At 42.9% G+C, this 21,762-nt stretch carries 12 protein-coding genes; 1 reads left to right on the plus strand and 11 read right to left on the minus strand.

The window, feature by feature from the left end; genetic code table 11:
* Positions 1–59 precede the first annotated feature (59 nt).
* The 11 genes from DW182_RS11330 to DW182_RS11380 form a co-directional block, all read right to left on the minus strand.
* Positions 60–2,006, minus strand: coding sequence for a family 43 glycosylhydrolase (locus DW182_RS11330; RefSeq protein WP_233564133.1), 1,947 nt, complete (start codon positions 2,004–2,006; stop codon positions 60–62).
* Positions 2,007–2,117: 111 nt separating this feature from the next.
* Complete coding sequence (locus tag DW182_RS11335; protein WP_118295589.1) at positions 2,118–5,018, minus strand: glycosyl hydrolase 115 family protein; 2,901 nt, start codon at positions 5,016–5,018, stop codon at positions 2,118–2,120.
* A gap of 61 nt (positions 5,019–5,079) precedes the next feature.
* Positions 5,080–6,846 (minus strand): RagB/SusD family nutrient uptake outer membrane protein, encoded by a 1,767-nt coding sequence (locus DW182_RS11340; RefSeq protein WP_118295650.1) that lies wholly within the window; start codon positions 6,844–6,846, stop codon positions 5,080–5,082.
* A gap of 16 nt (positions 6,847–6,862) precedes the next feature.
* Positions 6,863–10,168 carry a TonB-dependent receptor gene (locus DW182_RS11345; protein WP_118295590.1) on the minus strand — a complete coding sequence of 1,102 codons (3,306 nt, stop codon included), beginning with the start codon at positions 10,166–10,168 and terminating at the stop codon, positions 6,863–6,865.
* Positions 10,169–10,319: 151 nt separating this feature from the next.
* Positions 10,320–11,264 (minus strand): FecR family protein, encoded by a 945-nt coding sequence (locus tag DW182_RS11350; protein ID WP_118295591.1) that lies wholly within the window; start codon positions 11,262–11,264, stop codon positions 10,320–10,322.
* Positions 11,265–11,378: 114 nt separating this feature from the next.
* Entirely contained in the window at positions 11,379–11,960 is a 582-nt protein-coding gene (locus DW182_RS11355; protein WP_118295592.1) for an RNA polymerase sigma-70 factor, read from the minus strand.
* A 47-nt stretch (positions 11,961–12,007) separates the two neighbouring features.
* Entirely contained in the window at positions 12,008–13,612 is a 1,605-nt protein-coding gene (locus DW182_RS11360; protein ID WP_118295593.1) for an FAD-dependent protein, read from the minus strand.
* A 3-nt stretch (positions 13,613–13,615) separates the two neighbouring features.
* Positions 13,616–15,457 (minus strand): hypothetical protein, encoded by a 1,842-nt coding sequence (locus DW182_RS11365; protein WP_118295594.1) that lies wholly within the window; start codon positions 15,455–15,457, stop codon positions 13,616–13,618.
* Positions 15,458–15,459: 2 nt separating this feature from the next.
* Complete coding sequence (locus DW182_RS11370) at positions 15,460–16,143, minus strand: hypothetical protein (protein WP_147400124.1); 684 nt, start codon at positions 16,141–16,143, stop codon at positions 15,460–15,462.
* A 34-nt stretch (positions 16,144–16,177) separates the two neighbouring features.
* Positions 16,178–17,545 (minus strand): DNA repair protein RadA, encoded by a 1,368-nt coding sequence (radA, locus tag DW182_RS11375; RefSeq protein WP_118295596.1) that lies wholly within the window; start codon positions 17,543–17,545, stop codon positions 16,178–16,180.
* 292 nt (positions 17,546–17,837) lie between these two features.
* The gene (locus DW182_RS11380; RefSeq protein ID WP_044155428.1) at positions 17,838–18,878 is read right to left on the minus strand and encodes an asparaginase; all 1,041 of its coding nucleotides are present in this window, start codon (positions 18,876–18,878) and stop codon (positions 17,838–17,840) included.
* A gap of 450 nt (positions 18,879–19,328) precedes the next feature.
* On the opposite strand from DW182_RS11380, the gene thrA reads away from it, so the two are divergent.
* Positions 19,329–21,761, plus strand: coding sequence for a bifunctional aspartate kinase/homoserine dehydrogenase I (thrA, locus tag DW182_RS11390; protein ID WP_118295597.1), 2,433 nt, complete (start codon positions 19,329–19,331; stop codon positions 21,759–21,761).
* Position 21,762: the final 1 nt, after the last annotated feature.

A 21,762-nucleotide genomic window follows, 5' to 3' on the forward strand; every position in this document is an offset into this window, starting at 1 on the left:
CCACGAATTTAAGGTTTATGTTGAATTTCGGACAGACTCCTAACGAAACATTGTGATTTTCATTTTGAAGGTGAAATCAAATGAACGCACATTTCCACTTGTTGTAGATTAGGATTCACCTCTTCGTAAGGTGCCATGTCGATGACAGGTGAACCATCGAAACGGAAATGAACAGGACATACACTGGTATGGCGTGGTCGATGGCCACTATGATAGACATTGTATAAATCTCCATACTCATCCCTAACAAATGAATTATGCCCAGGACCAACTTGGGAAATCGGTGAACCGTTGTTCATCCAAGGACGTGGTGAGTTGTCCCAAGATGCTGGATTCAGTAGGTTGCTACCTTTGCGGGCTGTGAGCATGCCTACCTCGTAATTGCCTCCGGTAACACCTCCACCGGAATATACCATATAGATATTGTCGTCTTTACTTTCCAGTACAAAAGGACCCTCAGCTAATTGTAAGGGCCTGATGCAGAACGACCAACTATAGGCTTCCGAACCGATGACAAACGGATCGCTTGTCAACTTCCAGGGTTCTTTCGGATCAACTGTAGCAATGCGTAGCACAGGTCCTGGGTCTACATCCTTTCCGTTCACGAAGCACTTCTTCCGGTCCGACCAGCAAACATAAGACTTTCCTCCATCCTTAATGTAGGTCATATCCAGTGATAATCCTTCTGTCTTTCCATCAGTATAGATAGGCTGTCCGTCGGATTTTACTACACGGATAGGAGTACTCCAATCCTCTGGCTTCATCGGGTCACCATTTTCTTTTAATTGCATCATATAGGCTTGAACACCTTTGTCTCCTTTTATGATGGCGAACAACATGTAGAGACGTGAGCCTATAACGTGTAGTTCCGGTGCCCAGTGGGCTCCTTCCCCTTGAATCAGCACAGATTCTTGCCAACGATGGTTAGCATCGGTCAAGCCATCTAGGGTATCTGAACAGCGGATAGGAATACGGTTCCATTCTACATCGTATGTAGATACCATGTAGTACTTACCTTGATAGTACAAGATATTGGGGTCGGCACGATTTGACATTGATATTGGATAGTTAAATGAATATTGGAATATCTTTCCACGGACAGTATAGACTCCGGGAGTTACCGAGTCAAGACGTTTCAGGTCCTCTTCACTCCATGTTACCCGTTTCTCTGCCTGGCTCCCGTCATTATAGAGTAAGGTGACCCGCTTCTTCCGAATATCAGAAATAACGGATGATGAGATCGGAACGGTCATTTCAAGTGGTAAGACACCTACATTGACAATTCTTCCCAATTTATTTCTCAGATACTTGCCTTCTTCCGCAGTCAGTGCAAGTGAATTGCCGAAACGGGCGTTGAGGAAATTATATTGGTCTCCAGCAATCTTTTCTTGTACTCCGTCCAGTTTTGAGACTGCTTTTATTGGAGAGAAATGGACAAAGTCTGCTGTATGACTCTGGAAGAATTTTCCTTTTATCATCCACCGTACGCGATATTTTTCCACTGCCTCGTCATATTCGCAGGAGACTGCATCCAGCATTTCATTAATAGGTAAGCGGCATAACCGCTCCGGTTCGTAATGTACCAAGTCACAACTCTTGATGAAAAGAAAAGAACCGGTAGCTGATACGTCTGATATACCGTTTTTATCGGTACGGAGTGCCACCACACCGAACCCTCCTTCTTTCATCCGGAACAAGTAGGGAGCCGTAAGAGTCTTCATCACTCCCGGTATCTTTTGTTCCTCCGTAAGCTCTGGTTCATTATCAACTTTGCGGAGAGCCATTACACAGGCGTCATTGTTCAACGCCACATAATGTTGCCCATCTTCGCTATAACCCAAATGGAGTGCATTGCCCAACTTTGCAGCTATTTCTGTGCGTGTATAGCAAACTACCTTGGGTGTTCCACCAGCGTTTGCCTGTGCACCGTTTTCTTGGGCGACCATTTCCTCCGGAAGAATTAGGGAGAGGAATAGGAAAAATGAAATGTAATATTTTTTTTTCATATATAAATAATTTACGTTCTTTATCTATAAGATAGCTTGTTTAAACATTAATAATTGGATTTTAGGAGAAGTTTATTACATAGGTACTTCATCTTATACATAAGTCTGAGGTTATTTTACTAACGTCGGTCGAGGACCTAAATAACTACGTTTCATACCCCCAAAATCAATTATCACCTTTTGAATAACCATACCCGGATCAGCGCACAATAATTTCAATGTATGCTTGCCAGGTTTTTCTATGTTTAAGTTCACGATACCAATGGCATTATTGCGCACTACGTTCTGTTTCCACTGACCGGAATATTCTTTGGCAGCTGTTGATACCCAATGCGCTACGCCATCATCAATCATTACACCGTAACGCGTATCTCTTTGAGTATTGATGGGAAACAATGGTAACGCGTAAGTGTAAATCGTTACCGTTCCAGCGCTGAATGTATAGAAGTCATATTCCACTTTGGGTGTTTCTGTGAGCTTCCAAGTGTTCTGAGAAGGTTTGACTGCTTCACCTAACTGGATACATTCGTTTTCGTAGCCTAATCCTTTAATAGTATGGATTGTAATATTTTTATTTTCTTGTTTACGATGATATAATCCGGGATTGATAGATACACAACCGTTGTCTTCTACATACATACCTTTTAGTTCATTCACACTTGGCGAGACCGGATTGAATATCGGTAAATAAACAGTTTCAGTTTTTTGTCCATAAGTAATGGCAATCTCTCCCGTTATGTTTGCACCATGTGGAACTTTTGTCCAGTCTACAGAGAGAATGATGCGATCTTGCAGCAGTGTTTTACCTGATATTTTATCTAGATTTATCCATTCTTGTTTGGCTGAAGCTTTCCATTGAAAAGCTTTATTCCCGCGATTGTATAGTTCAATAAATGATTTTTGCTTAGTATAAGGATTTAGACAAGGTAATACGTTCAGAGAGGTCACACCATAATCGCTGTCTTTGCCTGGAATGAAAATCTGCATATTGGCTCCTGAAGAAATGGCAGTAGTGTTTACTGGGGGCATATTCTGATAAGTAGCAACCCATCCTGGAGCCAATGACATCATGTGACTCCATTTGCCATTCAACATTTGATTGTAATGAACTGTATAGCTATCGATGCTATCGTGATAACTTTGGGTTTTATTAGCATATAGTTCTGTTGAAGCACGTCCTTGGAGGGCATACCAGCGATTCTGTTGCGCGGTGAGCATTTTCTTATTCATCAATGTTGCACCTTTCACTGGATAGAACACTAGTTCGTAAAAGGCTGCTTTGTATTTGTCTGGTAACTCTTCAAGGATTTTTTCACTCTTATTGGCAATACGGTCATATTCTGCCATCCGGTTTTCCGCTTCATTATAATTGATAAATGAGAAATCGGTATTTACAATCCGTTCGCGGCTGTCAGAACTGTTCCATTCTACACCCCATCCCATTGCTTCGGGTTTACGTTGGAAGCCCAGTTGATAGTACGTACTCATAATGTCTTGTAAATCGTCTTTATATTTGTTACCGAAGATGGAGGACAGGTAGTCTGCATCGAATTTATAGGCATTATCGTAGTTGAATAAATCAATATCCCATGCCAAATCCAAGAAGAACTTCATGCCCAGTTCACCCGGTTTAATATCACCTACATTCAGCAACCAATATCGATTAGCACCTGTATCATATGCTTTTTTCATTTCCTCATATATCAGAGCCGGTGGTGTAGTATTGAGCCAAAGATAATCATGCGGTTCACCTAAATAAGATATATGATAGTACACACCTGATGCACCACTGCGCTTCTGCTCTTTTGTATCACTTAGCTTTTTGATGTAACCGAAATTATCGTCAGGCCATACTATTGTAACATCATCAGGCAATTTCATTCCTTTTTCATAGATATCGAGTACTTCTTTGTAAGGTACAAACACTTGTTGGATTTCCTCGGCGGGTTTGCCTATATGTTTACTGAGTATGTTGCGTTGATCCTGTAAAGCAGCTTCGGTTATTTCGGCTTTGCGGTCTTCCGGTACACCGATCAATCCGGCATCGTGAATGCCACGCATGGCAATGACGTAAGCGTTTTCGAAGGGGGCTGTTTGAGAGGTCCTTTTATCCAATACCTTCAAGATGCCTTTTTTATTTGTCAGGTAATTCCATTCACCGTTAATTTTATTATCCCATTCTGTTGTGTTATTGTATAACAAAGGTTCGCAATGTGCAGAGGTCATAACGATGCCGTATTTGTCGGCCACTTCTCTGTTACCGGGTATCAGGTGAAAAGCTGTTGTTCGGGGATGCATAGCCGGGGCCATCATATTTCCTTTCATGCGGAGAATGAGCTCACAAACTTTGGCGTATGTCTTGGGTCCCATGTTTCCTACCTCTTTGTCGAATGTATTAGTTGCCCAAGGTTGTATCCCCCATCCTTCGTCATTGATGAAAATTCCCCGATACTTTACGCTGGGAGCTTTAGATACATGTCGGGTAATACGTACATATAAGGCATTCTTTTGTTTTACAGGAACATCTGCCCACCAGTAAAGTGGGTCAACGCCCATTACTTCAGATAAAGCAAATACACCATAGGCTGTTCCGCGTCGGTCACATCCGGCAATAACGAGAGCTTTGCTGATATCTTTATCCGGATTGTCCAATGTTTGGATAATGTATTGTTCCCAGCCATTGCGAATGGGAGATACATTTAACTTACCTTCGCTGATAAATCGGTCTATGGTCCTGTTTTGACCTACTGTTCCTATAATAACCATATATGCAGAGGTTTTCTGTTTGCCGGATACAGTAAGTTTTTTCCCAGTTACACTGCGGATGTCCTCAGCAAATAAGCGGGCAGTTTCCTTTACAACCTCAAAATCGTTTTCATCGTAACTTATCAAAGTCTTACTACTGGAGGAAACGAGCGGAAAGGCCTGCTCTCCATCGGTCTCTTTCACAATGATTTGTCCCTGTGCGATTAATTCGAAACACAGGAAGAATAAGAAAATAAGATATCTCATACCAGTCTTGTTTTTCAGTAAAGACCGGTCAGGTAAATTATCCCGACCGGTCTTGCTTTTATTAGTTATATCCGGGATTCTGATCTAATTTGGCACCAATGTTCGCCTCGATGGCAGATTGGGGAATGGGCCATAAATTGTATTTTTCTAACATCCCGATGCCGTCTCCACAGGTTTCCAGATTGGCGTAGAAAGGATTGTGCTTCGTTACGCGCTCATATAGTTTACCGGTACGCATTAAAGTGATTCTTCGTTTCTCCTCTACCCCCAGTTCACGCATACGTTCATCCAAGATGTAATCGAGATCCACGCGCGATGCTTCCACAGGCTTAGCATGTGCGCGACCTCGCACTTCGTTGATGTCTGCTGCAGCCAATTCCTTGTTATTCAGATTAAGATAGGCTTCGGCACGTAACAGATAAGTTTCAGCTAAACGGAACATATACTGGTCGGTATAAGTAGTACCGGCAATGGCTTTTAATTCAAAAGTCGCTTTGTTGGCATACAATTCCTCTGGGTGATTATAGGGAGTGGTCACTTTGCTCTGATAGGCATAGAGGTAGCGTCCTGGGATGGTCATACTTCCACCTTGTCCTACTATCAAGTTTGCTGGCGGATTGTCTACATCAATCGTATCAATTCCAAATTTCTGTTTGAAGTCTTCTTTAGTTACAGCGAATTTCCGCACAAAGTTATGATTAGCATTACGGATGTCGCCCGTAAAATCATCCTCCCAAATGGTGTTTGTAAAGTACGTTGTGGAAATTCCCCAACCAATACCTCTTCCACCTGTATAGTCACTCACGGGCCAGCGGAAAGGGGTATAATCCTTAGTCACTTCTTTTCCATCAACAACTTCCTTGACGCGCAATTTTACATCTCTTACCATAGGAGCACAATGTCTTTCAAGCATGTAATTTCCGCCATTCTTCAAATCGGCAGTAGAACTTCCCCCACCCGGTAAGTTTGTTTCATACTGAATGACCCACAAACCTTCTGTGTTTCCCGTTGTTCGGTTTTGATTATTAACCTGATAGAGATCCCAATAAACGTCTCCGGGAGTCTCTTTGAAACGTGAACCGAATCGTTGCCTCATTAAACCAAGTGCCGGGTTATTGATAACTTTACTAGCTGCATCAACTGCTTCCTGATTTTTTCCGGCAGCAATATATATTTCACTTAGTAGATGATAAGCAGCTGGAGAAGATATTTCACCATCCTTCACTGTTGCAATGTCCGGTAAGTTTTCTGCTGCTCTTTTAACATCATCAATAGCCTGCTGAAGTGTCTCTTCGCGTGTTTTTCTCACAAAGTCAGTTTTGGGTGTTTCCAGTTCTTCTAGCACAATGGGGACACCTCCATATAAATAGGCTAATGTACGATAAGACATACCTCTGAAGAACAGCGCCTTTGCCTCGATAGTCCGTTTGGTATCGTCGGTTATATCAGCAGTAGCCAAACGTGACAAAACGGTATTTGCTTCCGATATGATCTTATATAAATTATTCCAGTGCACTTTGGGGATATTAGCTGTAGGATTAAAGGCAGCATTCATGTTGGCACTACGATTGGTGGTGCCAGGTTCTCCGTCATAAATCAGGTCTGTACCATAAATATAATCAAAAGGTGTATTCTCGTCCACACCATAATATTCTAGACGAGTCAGATTATACAGATTATTGAGTGACATGTTGAAATCCGTTTCTGTTGTGAAAGAGTTGCCTGTACTGTTGAAATCTTTTGGATTCTCCTTCAAAAAACTGCTTTCATTGCACGATACCAAGAGTAATCCTGCCAACATGTATCCTATGATATATTTCTTTTTCATAATCATTTCATTTTAATTAAAGTGTTATGTTTAAACCAAATGTGAAACTACGCATTACAGGTGTACTGAAATATCCGCCATTCGTCTCCGGATCCCACCCTTTCCAATCAGTGAAAGTGAGCAGGTTCTTACCGTTGACATATAGGTTAAGGTTCTGCAACCCGATGGTACGTACCCACTTCTGGGGTAGATTGTACCCCAACGTGACGTCTTGTAGCCGAACGAAACTACGGTCCTGATAGGCGGTGGGAGAAATGGCGCCGGCGTTGATGGAACGCGAATAAGTGCCATTAGGATTGTTGGGTGACCAATAGTCTTTGGCTAGCTCGCTAATACGGTTCCAGCGGCGGCTGTTGGCATCACCACGTACGAGTGTTTCCGTATTCTTGCCTAAATAGCCATACTTCCCACCTTGTACAGAGTTGATAAAGAAACTGAAAGTCAAATCCTTCCAACGGAAAGTATTTAATAAACTGAAGCGATAGGCAGGGTCTTCCTTACCCAAAATGACGCGATCGTCTACTGTAATCTTTCCTTCGCCTGTTACATCTCGAATTTTGTAGTTTCCCGGATTGTAGCCTGCTGGAATGTCATCGTGCAGTTGATAGATACCATCGATGATATATCCGTAAATTGCTGATGTAGACTCTCCGATAAACAAATTGCTCGCTATCAAGTCGTCTTCTCGACCGTCTTCGTCCTGGTCTCTGCCAAGCAGAGAAAGAATTTTATTGGAGTTGGAAGATATATTGAAAGTTGTACTCCATTCAAAATCTTTCTGTACAAAGTTACGAGAGGTCAAGGTCAGTTCCACACCCCGGTTTCGTATCTTTCCGATATTGGTACTGATAGACGAAAAGCCTGTCATAGAGGGAATGGTCATATCATACAGCAGATCACGGGTAATAGTGCGATATGCCTCTAAAGAACCGGTCAAACGATTGTTGAAGAGATTGAAATCCAAACCAAAGTTGAATCCTTCTGTCTTTTCCCATTTCAGGTCTGGATTTCCCATAGAGTTCACTTTCTGTAAAATTTCTGTAGTACCTCCATCCCCAAACACATAGCCGGAATTACTCTCCATACGTGCCAGCGATTTATAACGTGAAGTCTGGTTACCGCTGATACCCCATCCGGCACGCAGTTTCAGTTGGTCTACCCAGGGTAGTTTGAAGAATTTTTCTTCTGAAACAATCCATCCCACTGCTACAGAGGGAAAAATTGCAAATTTATTGTTTTCTGCAAAGCCAGAAAAGCCGTCACGGCGGGCAGTAGCCGTCAATAAGTAGCGATCGAGATACTTATAGTTGATACGTAGCATCTGATAAAGTAATGCTTCATCCCATGCCTCAGACTTTGTAAACTGTTCCTTTCCTAACTGCAGATTGTTATAACCCAATGTCATACGGGAGAAATTCTGTGCCTTTGCTTCCGTATAATTCTGCTTTCGCTCACTGGCACCGTAGAGGAAAGTGGCGGCTATGTCGTGCTTGCCGAACGTGCCGGCATAGTTTACGATATTGTCCACCGTATAGTCGTAATAGGAGGTATGCTGCTTGTAGGCTTTGCCTGTCAAGCTGGCGCCGTAGGGGTTGGCTTGGAAGTGCTCGTCTGTGCGGTAGTTGTTACCGTAATTTAGACGGTAGGTTAATCCCTTGACAGGCAGTTTAATTTCCGCATAGAAGTTAGCGAAGAAGTAGTTATGGCGTTCTTTGTCGTCCGTGAACAGGGTGGCAAGGGGCGTCAAGCCGATTCCTTGGAACGGATAGGGAATTAACTTACCTTCCTCGTCAAAGGCAGGTGTCAACGGATTGGAAGTGATGATATCCCATACTCCTGGCTGTGCTCCATCTTGATTGACGAAAGAGGCGAAGGTCTGCATACCCAGATTCAGCCACTTGTAGGGCTTGGTATCCAGATTGATGCGGACACTGTTTCGCTTAAAGTCGTCATTCACCATAAAGCCCTTTTGGTTGGTGTTGGCATAGGAAATCAGGTAAGAAACCAGCTCCGTACCTCCGGTGATACTCAGCTTGTTCTCAAAGATAGAAGCCGTCTGTGTGCCTTCATCCCACCAGTCCCAGTCGTAGACGGAAAGTCCATCGGGCTGAGTGTTGTCCAGCATCGGAGCATCTACCATGTAGTCTGCCACGCGAAAATCGGGATTGGGCGTGGTATAGTCGGGACCTGTGTAAGCTTTGTCATACCAATAATCTTTAGTGAATTCAATAAACTCCTCACGGTTCATCGGACGGAGATTTTTGGTAGGATTAGATATCGTATAAGCCGTGGAGAAGTTGATTCTGGTCTGCCCTGCTTTGCCTTTCTTAGTAGTAATCAGCAATACGCCGTTGGCAGCTTGCGCACCATAGACTGCGGTTGCACTGGCATCTTTCAAAACGTCGATTGAAGCAATGTCATTCGGATTTATGGAAGAAAGGGAGCTGGTATAGATAATGCCGTCCAAAATAATCAGCACATCCTTGTTGCCAGAAAGCGTGTTGGTACCACGAATTGAAATGGAGGGTGTAGCGCCGGCTGAAGTAACTTGTCCCACGTTTAAGCCTGGTACTGTACCTTGCAACGATTGAACCACATTGGTATTGGGAGATTTCTCAAAATCTTTCAGATTAGCACTGACTACAGCACCGGTCAAATCTGATTTTTTCATACTACCATAACCTACCACCACTACTTCATCCAGCATTTTGGAGTCTTCTCTCAGAGTGATATATAATTCTTTTTTGTTTCCTACATTCGTTTCTTGAGGGATATATCCGATATAAGTAGTTTGTAAAACGACATTTGCCGGGGCATTTAAAACAAAACGCCCATCTATATCTGTAATTGTACCTATTGACTGATCTTTTACTGTTACATTGGCTCCGATAATCGGTTCACCATTTGCATCTTTTACGATACCTGTTATTTTGTTTTCTTGTTGTGTTATTTCTTCTTTTTCCCCTTTACTCATCAGCATGATATTTTTGCCTTCCATAGCATAATAAATATCAGTACCTGCGAATACTTTATTCAGAACTTCCGCTACCGGCTTTTTCTTTGCATTTACTTTTACAGTGCGTTTCAGATTCACCTCATTTACATTGTATACAAACAGGTAATCTGTCTGCTTTTCAATTTCATTGATAACTTTGCCTGCTGAAATGTTATCTGCCATAATTGTCACTTTCATCACCTGGGAATAAGACTCCGTGGCAAAAGCCGTACCGGCAAATATAAACAGGGCTAAGGCTGTGATTTTCATAATGTGGAATAAATGTTTAATTTCTACAATAGATTCCTGATACAAAATATTTTTCATATATTTGCATTACTAATTTTAGGTTTTTACTTAAGATTATTAGAGAAAACTGTCAATGCGTAATTGACTATCCATGGGATGGTGTTGCAGCACTGTCCCATTTCTTTTTTATTCGAGTGTGTTACTTCATAGGCAAAACGATTTTAAAAGATTAATTAATGGTGATTACATTCTTTTCGTCATCCTTTTTGTAGGTAAATTTGTTATTCAGTCTGAGAACTCTTAGTACATGTTCTATCCCATCTCTCGTCCTGAACTTACCTGTATAACGATTGTTTAATATTTTAGTATTGTTTACAATAATGTCTACTCCGTAGAATAACTTTAGCTTTTCCAACATGTCTTTGACGGATACATTGTTAAAGCAAATCAAGCCTTCACGCCACAAAAAGTGTTCAGGGTCTTTAATTCGTCCTTTTATCAGCTTATTTCCTTTCAGACTTGCCATTGTATTGGGTTCCAGTTTCATTCCATTCATAGTACTGCCGGGGCTCAAGATTTCTACTGCTCCTTCCAGTAGTGCTGTTTCCCAGATACTGTCCGCTGCATAAGCCATGACATTGAATTCTGTACCCAATACTTTGACATTACATTTATTTGTTTCTACAATAAAAGGTTGTTTTGCATTTTTAGTTACTGCGAAGTAGCCTTCACCGTCCAGCTTTACATTCCGGATATCACCATTGAAATGCCCCGGAAAGGTTAACGTACTAAGCGAATTCAACCATACTTTAGTGCCGTCTGACAACATTAACTCAGCTCGCTGGCCGGCAGGTACATGTATGGATTGGAGTGATTCACTTTGTTCTGCCTGGTGTTTTTCGAACCAATAGTGTGTACCTAGCAGAATAACTGCGAATATTGCTGCTATTTTTGCAGTCTCTATCCAAAGTGTACGCAATGTAAAGTTCTTTTTTAATTGCTTATTTTCTGCTTTTGCAGGTTCTGTGCGCCATAGGGCAATATCATGTAGCTTGCGCTGTGCCATATATTCGTGCATGTTTTCCGGACTTTCTTGCATCCACTCAGTAACACGTTGTTTTTCAGTTTCAGTGGCATTGCCGGATATATATTTTTGAAGTAATTCGGAATTCATTCTTTATTATGTTTTATATAGTAACGACTAAAGTGAAAACAACCCTAAAAGAAAATTGGAAAAAATGAAAAAAAAGATTTCTGCTCTCAAAAAGGCAGAGACACATGGCTGAAGTTAATAATAGAAGAAGAAATAAAATAGAGGAAGATAATCTTTTAAGGTTATCCGTAATGCCTTTAATGCTTTTGATATATGATATTCTACTCCTTTTATGGAAATTCCCATCTGTTCGGCAATTTCTTTATTGGACTTATTTTCAAACCGGCTTAGTAGAAATATCCGTCGGGTTTGTTCAGGGAGTAATTTCAATGTTTCCCGGATGATACTTTCTACTTCATCCGAGAATATTTCATTGGGATCGCATGACTCTAAAGTTGAAATACGAATAGAAAGTTCCTGTTGGTGCCAATCGACCATAGATTCAAAAGCCGTGCGTTTGACTTCTTCGTGCTTCAGATAGTCCAAAGCTTTATTCTTTAATATGGTAAGTAGGAGAGGCTCTATATAATCTATTTTCTCTGTTTTTAATTTTTCCCATAATTTAATCAACGATTCGGAAGCAATATCTTCTGCTGCCAAATCATCATGAACATATGATTTGGCAAAGAAGAATGACTTCTTATAATAAGAAGTATATATTTCATTAAAAGAATTTACGATAACATTGCTCATTTGTATGTCGGTTGTGCTTTTCATCTATACATATTAAAAAGGTATAGCAAAGTTAGCAATAAAAACAATTGTTATAGCTTGAAGTAGTTAGCTACTGCTTCTGCACATCGCTCTCCATCAATGCCGGCAGAAACAATACCACCTGCATATCCTGCTCCTTCTCCGCATGGAAACAATCCTTTAATTCTTACATGCTGCAAAGTTTCCCTATCTCTTATGATTCGTACTGGTGCAGAGGTCCGTGTCTCCACACCAATCATTACCGCTTCATTAGTCAGGAAACCGTGGCTGTATCGTCCGAACTGTTGGAAACCTTTGCTGAGTCGTTCAGTGATGAACGGTGGCATCCAGAAGTGTAGGGGTGAAGAAATTAATCCCGGAGCATAGGAACTCTCTGGTAAATCATAGCTTAGTTTCTTACGTGTAAAATCCTGCATACGTTGTGCAGGAGCCGTCTGGCGCATATTACCTTGTTGCCAGCAATTATATTCTAATGCCTCTTGGAAATACATCATACTGAGTTGGGGATAGGCAACACTATCATCCTGTGTGGCTGTTCTTCCATTTTCTATCTTCAATCCTCCGTTCTCCAAATCTTCCGGCCTCAATTCAACTACCATCCCTGAGTTGCTCCAACGCGATCCACGGTTACTGGGGCTCATTCCGTTTACTACAATCTGTTGTGGACCACTGGCGGCAGGAACAACGAATCCACCCGGGCACATACAGAAACTATATACCCCTCGTCCGTCTACCTGTGTCACAAAGCTATATTCGGCGGCAGGTAGATATTTCCCCCGTCCATTCTTACTATGATATTGTATCTGGTCGATCAATTCTGAAGGATGTTCCAAACGTACACCGACTGCAATACCTTTAGCTTCAATATCTACTTGATTGGCGGCCAGCCAACGGTACACATCCCGTGCCGAATGCCCTGTTGCCAAGATTACCGGACCCAGAATCGTTTGTCCTGTATGGGTTTCGATACCTTTTATCTCATCGCCTTCTATAATCAAGGCATCCATACGGTTTTCAAAGTGTACTTCTCCGCCACATTCGAGAATGGTGTTCCGCATATTCTCTATCACACGCGGCAATTTATCCGTACCGATATGCGGATGTGCATCTACCAATATGGCTGTAGAAGCGCCGTGCTGACAGAATACATTCAATATCTTATCCACATTTCCACGTTTTTTGCTGCGGGTATAGAGTTTCCCGTCCGAATAAGCACCTGCGCCTCCCTCGCCGAAACTATAATTAGATTCCGGATTCACTGTGTGCTCCCGGCTGATTTGAGCCAGATCTTTCTTCCGTTCGCGCACATCCTTTCCACGTTCTACAATGATTGGGCGAAGTCCCAGTTCTATCAGTCTCAGTGCAGCAAATAGTCCACCGGGACCGGCACCTACGACAATAACCTGCGGTTTTCCTTCTACGTTTTGATATATAGTAGGCTGGTATTCATCGTCTTTGGGCATTTCGTTCAGATATACCCGTACAGTCAGGTTGACGAAGATGGTTCGTTGCCGTGCATCAATGCTGCGCTTCAGGACACGTGTCGCATTAATATTCCGCGCATTCAGGCCTTTTTCCTGGACGAGGTATTCTTTCAATCGTTGTTCATTGGCGGCTATCTCGGGTAGCACGCGTAGTTGGTATTCTTGTATCATAATTTATTTTTTCTTTAAGTAGGGGTTGATGTTCAGGACATGGCCATAGCTTGAAATTAAAATGCCCCCCAGCAGATATGCCTGTTGGTATTGTTTTATCGGCAGGGTGAAAAGAGTCTCACCGCTATTTATATCAATAATCTCTACCTGATCTTCTTGGCTCAGGCAAAGATAACCGGTTTTGGGGTCGATGTTTGCATACTGTGCTTCGTAGCTATGTACGGCGGTCATGTCTTCAGTATTGTAGATTGTGATCACTCCATCCGTATTTGTTGTTGCCCTTCTCACCAGCAATAATGAAGAGTTGTGTGGCATAAACCGTGCATTACTGAATGGACTTTCGTTAGTAGGATAAACTTTCTTTTCAAGTATCTCGAACTCCGGAGACATGGTATAGATGGCTATCTCTACCGAATTGTCCAGATAGATATATTTCCCGTCTGCTGATACCACTCCATTGCCATAGAATGATGATTCCGGCAATGTCACCCTCTTTTCCGATTCCATATCAGCACTTAGGATGCAAGCCATTAAGTCTTTTGGATAAGTCTGCTCAATGTAGAATATCCGGTCGTCATTCAGTATCCGTGCCCCCATACCATTTACCCGATTGGATACCGGATGTATTAAGGGAGCAGTGAGCATTTTCCCTTCATACAATGCCAGTGCATCATTATAAGATACCAGCACCCTGCTGTTCATCTCAGAAGTATTTATTGCATTGGTGTTGTTTGCCGGAGAAACACTGCTATGCCTGGCTATCGGTTTTAAATCGGGTACCGACATGCTGTATATTTCATCGAATATGCTGTAATAGAGGGTGTTATCTCTCTCGTTGTAATCGAAATTAGTAAAGCCGTTGCCAAGATATTTGCCCATCATGCCTACTGTACTACTTTGAGAATATGTATAGGAACCTCTGTCCGCTGTGTCGTAGGCAACTGCTTCTACCTGGATATAATGAAGATCGTACTGCTGTGTGCCGAAGGCGCATAGCGGGATACTGATGCTTGTTTCCTCCGTTTCCTTCATTTTGAGTTCTTGGTTTACGTAGATGTTCCATTTGCATTTGTAGCCTTTTCCGTTACTCCATTTCACAGTGCAAAAATCAATGGCCGAGAGATCTTCCACTTGTTCTATTGTTATATTGTCGTTAGGAAGAATCTTATATCCCACATACCAGCTGACATTATCTTCAAAATTGGCTTTTACGTTATACCAGTCGCCATTATCCAGCACATGACCTTTGTCGGTAAAACTGGTGATGCCGGCATCTTCAATAGTTGCCAGCAGTTCTCCTCTTTTATAGACAGTGTAGTTTAAGAAGTTCATGTATTTATAGTAGGGTTTCTCCCAAGTCAGTTCCAGATATCCCTCTTCATTGATTCGCGTGGCCATTTCCGGTGTTTCGGTAGGCTCTTTTTCGTAGGCAACGGTTACTTTCCAGCTCATTGTTCCACCATAGGCTTCCATGCCCGCTTGGTCGGCAATACTTCCCGTGTTGGTAGCTACGTACAGATTACAGGTAAGCGTATAGTTTCCGTTGGGCAATTGATTCGGCGAGAACCATAGTTCACCGCTTTTGCCGTTAGATTCAAAGAGCAAGTCGCCAAGAGTGAATTCAGCTTTCAATACTTCTCTGCCGGATGTCTCGAAGGAATAATAGATGGGAATGTTTTCTTGATAGATAATGATGTTCTCTCCTTCGGCAAAAGCATTCAGGTTGATGCCCAGAGGTGTTTTATCAGGTTTTTCGATATCTACAAAGTTTTCGTGCAGTGAGGCTTCGCAGCCTGCCAATATCAGTAGCAGCAGGGCGAGGCAAGATAGGGTAGTTGTTCTCATTGTCATTTGATTTTGAAATAGGTGATGATTCCTGCATTAATTCGTAGTCCGGTCCAGTCTGCATCGATTGTAGCTTTATTACCTTCCATGCTCATACTGGTAATAGGATCCCATTCGTACCCCAGCGAAGCCGAGATGCTGGCAAAGGAGCAAAAACGGTAGAAAACTCCCAGTGCGGGTTGCACAAACAGGTTAGTGCCCTTTAGTTTGATTTCGTCTTTCTCTGTCCCTGCATCATTTATCATAAGGCTTGCATGGATTTTTGCTGTGCTGAAGACGCCTCCGGCTGATAGCTCAATAAAAGGGGTGAATCTGCCCGGTTCGGCGAGAGCAAACCGATAGAAGGCACCCAGTTTGTTGCCATAGACGCGCATGCGATATTTGTACTCTCCCGAATAATCGGCAAGGTGGTTCTGTCCGGCTGTATTCATGTGCGAAAACAGCACTCCGAAGTGATGCTTGTTGATGAGGCAACCCATCCGCAGGTCATGAGTGAGGTGTCCCGAAAAGTTGTCTGTGGTCTTAACTCCTCTTAGCGGATTGCTTTGAAGCACCTGCTTCAGGTGATCTTTCATGGCAGACATATTATACGTTCCGTAGCCCGGTTGATACTCTATGGTTATCTCCTGGCTGTATGCTGAAATACCCATTAGTAGTGCGCAAGTAAGTAATAGTAACTTTTTCATAAATGGTTATGTTGTGTGGTTGAAAATGTGCAAACTATCCGAAGAGTGTTCTGAATGCTTCCTCTACCTTTCTCACTGGTATTAGTTCTATCTTGAGTTTCTTCGTATCAATTCCTTGTAAATTGTATTTTGGCAGTACAAACCGTCTGAATCCCAGCTTCTCCGCTTCACCGATTCTTTGCTCAATTCGGTTTACCGGACGTATCTCCCCGGACAAACCGATTTCCCCCGCCATACAGACTTCCGGTTCGATAGCCGTATCCATATTGCTGGACAATATGGCACTGATGACAGCCAAGTCTATCGCCGGATCATTAACTTTTAATCCTCCGGCAATATTAAGAAACACATCCTTCTGAGCCAGTTTGAAGCCTACCCGTTTTTCCAGTACTGCCAATAACATGTTCATTCTTCGGATATCAAATCCCGTAGCCGAACGTTGCGGATTACCATATACTGCACTGCTTACCAATGCCTGTGTCTCAATTAGGAACGGGCGTATTCCTTCTATAGCCGAAGCTATCGCTATGCCGCTCATCCCTTCATGATCCTGGCTTAACAATAATTCCGATGGATTGCTGACTTGGCGTAAACCATCCTGTCGCATTTCATAAATACCCAGTTCGGCCGTGCTGCCAAAACGATTCTTGATACTACGCAGAATGCGATACATATAATGCTGATCACCCTCAAACTGCAATACTGTGTCTACAATATGTTCCAGGACTTTTGGCCCGGCAATGCTGCCTTCCTTATTAATATGTCCGATGAGCAATACCGGCGTATGTGTTTCTTTGGCAAAGCGCAGGATGCTTGCCGAGCATTCGCGTACTTGTGCAATGCTTCCCGGGGAAGATTCTATGCTTTCTGTAGAGATGGTCTGTATAGAATCAATGATTACTAGTTCCGGACGGGTGTTCTTGATATGTACGAATATCTGCTCTAATGATGTTTCGCAAACAATAAGGCAATCACTGGAATTGTGCGATAACCGGTCGGCACGCAATTTTAATTGGCGGGCACTTTCTTCACCCGATACATAGAGAACGCGCTTTTCAGGGATATGAAGTACAGTTTGTAGTACCAAAGTCGATTTACCGATTCCCGGTTCCCCACCAATCAACACCAAAGAACCCGGAACCAATCCACCTCCTAATACCCGGTTCAGTTCTTCGTCGTGGAGGTCGATGCGTGGCTCATCATCCGTCTCTATTTCACTAAGAACAATAGGTTTTGGCTTTTCTGTTTCTATTCCGGAGACCGGACGTTTGTTGACGACTTCCTTTCGTATCACTTCTTCCACATATGTGTTCCATTCTCCGCACGATGGACATTTGCCTATCCATTTCGGAGAATCTTGCCCGCAGTTGCTGCACACATAAACCGTTTTATCTTTTGCCATAAGAGACTCTTGTTGCTGAATGAATGGTCAAAGATACGAATTTAGCCGTTCGCTTGTCCGATTTAGAAGGGATTTATTCAGGTAGTGTATATGGATTGGTAAGAGTTCTTGTCCCATTTAGGCCATACTAAGGGCTTATCAAACCCTTAGTTGCTCCGTACCTTTCCCGCATAGGGGTACCTCTATAGGGAGATGGTACGGAGTTGCTACGGTCCAGCTATGTTTCAACTACAGTCTTGACCTCTTTCGGGCACAAGGATAAAACCTTGTTTGCCGCTAATGGGTTGCTTTTTTAAATGGTAGTAATTTCTCCCGCCATTGGAGTACGCATTCTCTTTCGTACCTCCTCAGGCGTATAACCGTGGCCCAGTAGAAACATCAGTTTTGTAACGGCAGACTCCGTTGTGCTGTCATATCCGCAAACTACTCCCGCCTGCATCAGCTGATACCCCGTTTCATAACGTTCCATCTCTACGGTTCCGGCACTGCACTGGGTGACGTTGACGATGACTATCCCTTGCTCGCAAGCATTCCGCAAGCGGCGTATGAACCACTCTTTGCGGGGAGCATTTCCCGAACCGTAAGTTTCGAGCACGACAGCCTTCAATCCCTCAATGCCCAATATACTCGATACTACATTCTCCTGAATACCCGGAAAGAGCTTTAGGACAGCAACATTGGTATCTAATAGATAATGTGGCTTCAGTTCCCGTTCAACTTCCTTAAAGCGGATTTGTACATTATTATATTTAATATGAATACCTGCTTCTGCCAATACGGGATAGTTGAATGAACGGAATGCATTGAAGTTCTCTGCGTTCATCTTGATGGTACGATTGCCGCGCATCAGGTGGTTCTCAAAAAAGATGCAGACCTCGGGTACAAGCGGATTGCCTTTTGCATCACGTGCACTGGCTATTTCAAGACTGGTAAGAAGGTTTTCTTTTCCGTCCGTGCGGAGTACTCCGATAGGGAGTTGTGAGCCGGTGAGGATGACAGGCTTACTCAATCCTTCTAACATAAAGCTAAGGGCGGATGCTGTATATGCCATCGTATCCGTGCCGTGCAGAATTACAAAACCTGTGTATCTATCGTAATGGTCACTGATGATGTGCACCAGTTTGCGCCAGGCTTCCGGGTCCATATCCGAAGAGTCCATCGGAGGATCGAACTGATAAGTATCGATATGGAATGTGAAATTTTGCAGCTCCGGTACGTGCTTTTTCAGTTGCTCGAGATTGAAATTCTCTAAAGCGCCTGTTTCGGGGTTTTCTATCATTCCGATGGTTCCACCGGTATAGATTAGCAAAATGGAAGTTATATTTGGACTCATACGCATTCTCTTACGATAATTTAGTGCAAATATAATGATATATCTTGGATTTAATATCAAAATGTTATAAAACTGTGCCGTTGGTACTGGATTTTTGTGTGTTAATGTGTAAAAATGACACTTCGTACTTTTGCATATTTCTGCCTCTTTTGAGGCCTTTCTATATTTTTATTACAAAAAAACCGCAAAATGTGATAGATTGAATGTTTTTATTATTACTTTTGCGACACTTATCAATAATGAAAGAAACAGAGAGTATGAACAAGTACTATCAACATACAGTCACATCCATGTGCATGACCATGACCCTTAGGGGTTAATGGATAGTATTTGTGTTTCTACGTGTTACACTATTTTTCAGCAGTTTTTCTTATTTAATTCAAGTCAATACAGGTATATACGTCCTGTTCCCGACACATTGTATCAACCTTATCAATAGTAATAAAGGATATGAAAGTAATAAAATTCGGCGGAACGTCCGTAGGTTCCGCGAACAGTATTTTGAGCGTAAAGAGAATTGTAGAAGCAGTAGAAGAACCGGTAATTGTGGTGGTTTCCGCACTGGGGGGCATCACAGACAAGCTGATAAACACGTCGAAAATGGCGGCTGCCGGTGATGCTGCTTACGAAAATGAGTTCCGCGAAATTGTTTACCGCCATGTGGAAATGATTAAAGAAGTGATTCCTGCAGGTGAGGGGCAAGTGGAATTGCAACGCCAGATTGGCGAATTGCTCAATGAACTGAAAGATATTTTCCAGGGTATTTATCTGATAAAGGACCTCTCGCAAAAGACTTCTGATACGATTGTCAGCTATGGCGAGCGTTTATCGTCCATTATCGTTGCAGAGTTGACTGGAGCCCAATGGTTTGATTCGCGCAAGTTCATCAAAACTGAAAAGAAGCACTCCAAGTATGTATTGGATACAGAGTTGACGAATGAACTGATTCGTGAAACATTCAGCACTTTGCCGAAGCGTGCACTGGTACCGGGGTTCATCTCTACTGATAAGGTGACAGGAGATGTTACGAACCTGGGGCGTGGTGGTTCCGATTATACAGCTTCAGTTATTGCTGCGGCATTGGATGCCGACCAATTGGAAATCTGGACGGACGTGGATGGTTTCATGACTGCCGATCCGCGTGTGATTTCTACCGCTTATACCATTAACGAACTGAGTTATGTAGAGGCAACGGAGCTTTGTAACTTCGGTGCCAAGGTAGTATATCCGCCGACTATTTATCCGGTTTGCCACAAGAATATTCCTATTTTAATAAAGAATACATTCAATCCCGAAGGAACAGGAACGATTATCAAGCAGGAAGTATCTGATCCGCGCACAAAAGCGATTAAAGGTATTTCTTCTATCAATGATACCAGTCTGATTACTGTGCAGGGGCTGGGTATGGTAGGTGTGATTGGTGTGAACTACCGTATCTTTAAGGCACTGGCAAAGAATGGCATCAGTGTGTTCCTTGTATCTCAGGCATCTTCGGAAAACTCTACGTCTATCGGTGTGCGTAATGCGGATGCCGACCTGGCATGTGAAGTGCTGAATGAAGAGTTTGCCAAAGAGATTGAAATGGGAGAGATTTCTCCGATACAGGCAGAGAAGAACTTGGCTACGGTAGCTATCGTAGGTGAAAATATGAAGCATACGCCGGGTATTGCCGGAAAGCTGTTCGGGACGTTGGGACGTAACGGTATCAATGTGATAGCTTGTGCCCAGGGTGCTTCGGAAACAAACATCTCATTTGTAGTGGATTCCAAATCATTGCGTAAATCATTGAATGTTATCCACGATTCATTCTTCCTGTCGGAATACCAGGTACTGAACCTTTTTATTTGCGGTATCGGTACGGTGGGCGGCAGTTTGGTAGAGCAAATCCGTTGCCAGCAACAGAAGTTGATGGTGGAGAATGGATTGAAACTGCATATTGTAGGTATCGCTGATGCTGACCGGGCTATGTTTAGCCGTGAAGGCTTTGATCTGACAGATTTTCGTGCAGAATTGGCAGAGAAGGGTAAGCCGAGTACGCTGGAAACTTTGCGTGACGAGATTATCGGTATGAATATCTTCAACTCAGTATTTGTAGACTGTACGGCAAGTGCGGCAGTTGCTTCCTTGTACAAAGACTTGTTGTTACACAACGTTTCTGTAGTAGCTGCCAATAAAATTGCCGCTTCCTCGGAATATGAGAACTACCGTGAATTGAAACAGATTGCCCGTCAGCGTGGTGTGAAGTACCTCTTTGAAACGAACGTGGGTGCGGGACTTCCGATTATCAATACGATCAATGACCTTATCCATAGTGGTGACAAGATATTGAAGATTGAAGCAGTGCTGAGTGGCACGCTGAACTATATATTTAATAAGATCAGTGCGGATATTCCTTTCAGCAAGACCATCAAGATGGCGCAGGAAGAGCGTTACTCCGAACCGGATCCGCGTATCGACCTGAGTGGTAAGGATGTTATCCGTAAATTGGTGATCTTGGCACGTGAAGCCGGTTACAGGCTGGAACAGTCGGATGTAGAAAAGAACCTGTTTGTGCCCGATGATTTCTTTGAAGGTTCGCTGGATGATTTCTGGAAGAAAGTGCCGAGTCTGGATGCGGACTTCGAAGCCCGTCGCAAGGTACTGGAAGCTGAGAATAAGCACTGGCGTTTTGTTGCTAAACTGGAGAATGGCAAAGCATCGGTCGGCCTGCAGGAAGTGGGTGTAAATCATCCGTTCTATGGTCTGGAAGGTAGTAACAATATCATTCTGTTGACTACGGAACGTTATAAAGAATATCCGATGATGATACAGGGATACGGTGCCGGTGCCGGAGTGACGGCGGCAGGTGTATTTGCGGATATCATGAGTATTGCAAATGTTTAAT

Source organism: Bacteroides sp. AM16-24 (genome assembly GCF_003471885.1).
Classification (GTDB): domain Bacteria; phylum Bacteroidota; class Bacteroidia; order Bacteroidales; family Bacteroidaceae; genus Bacteroides.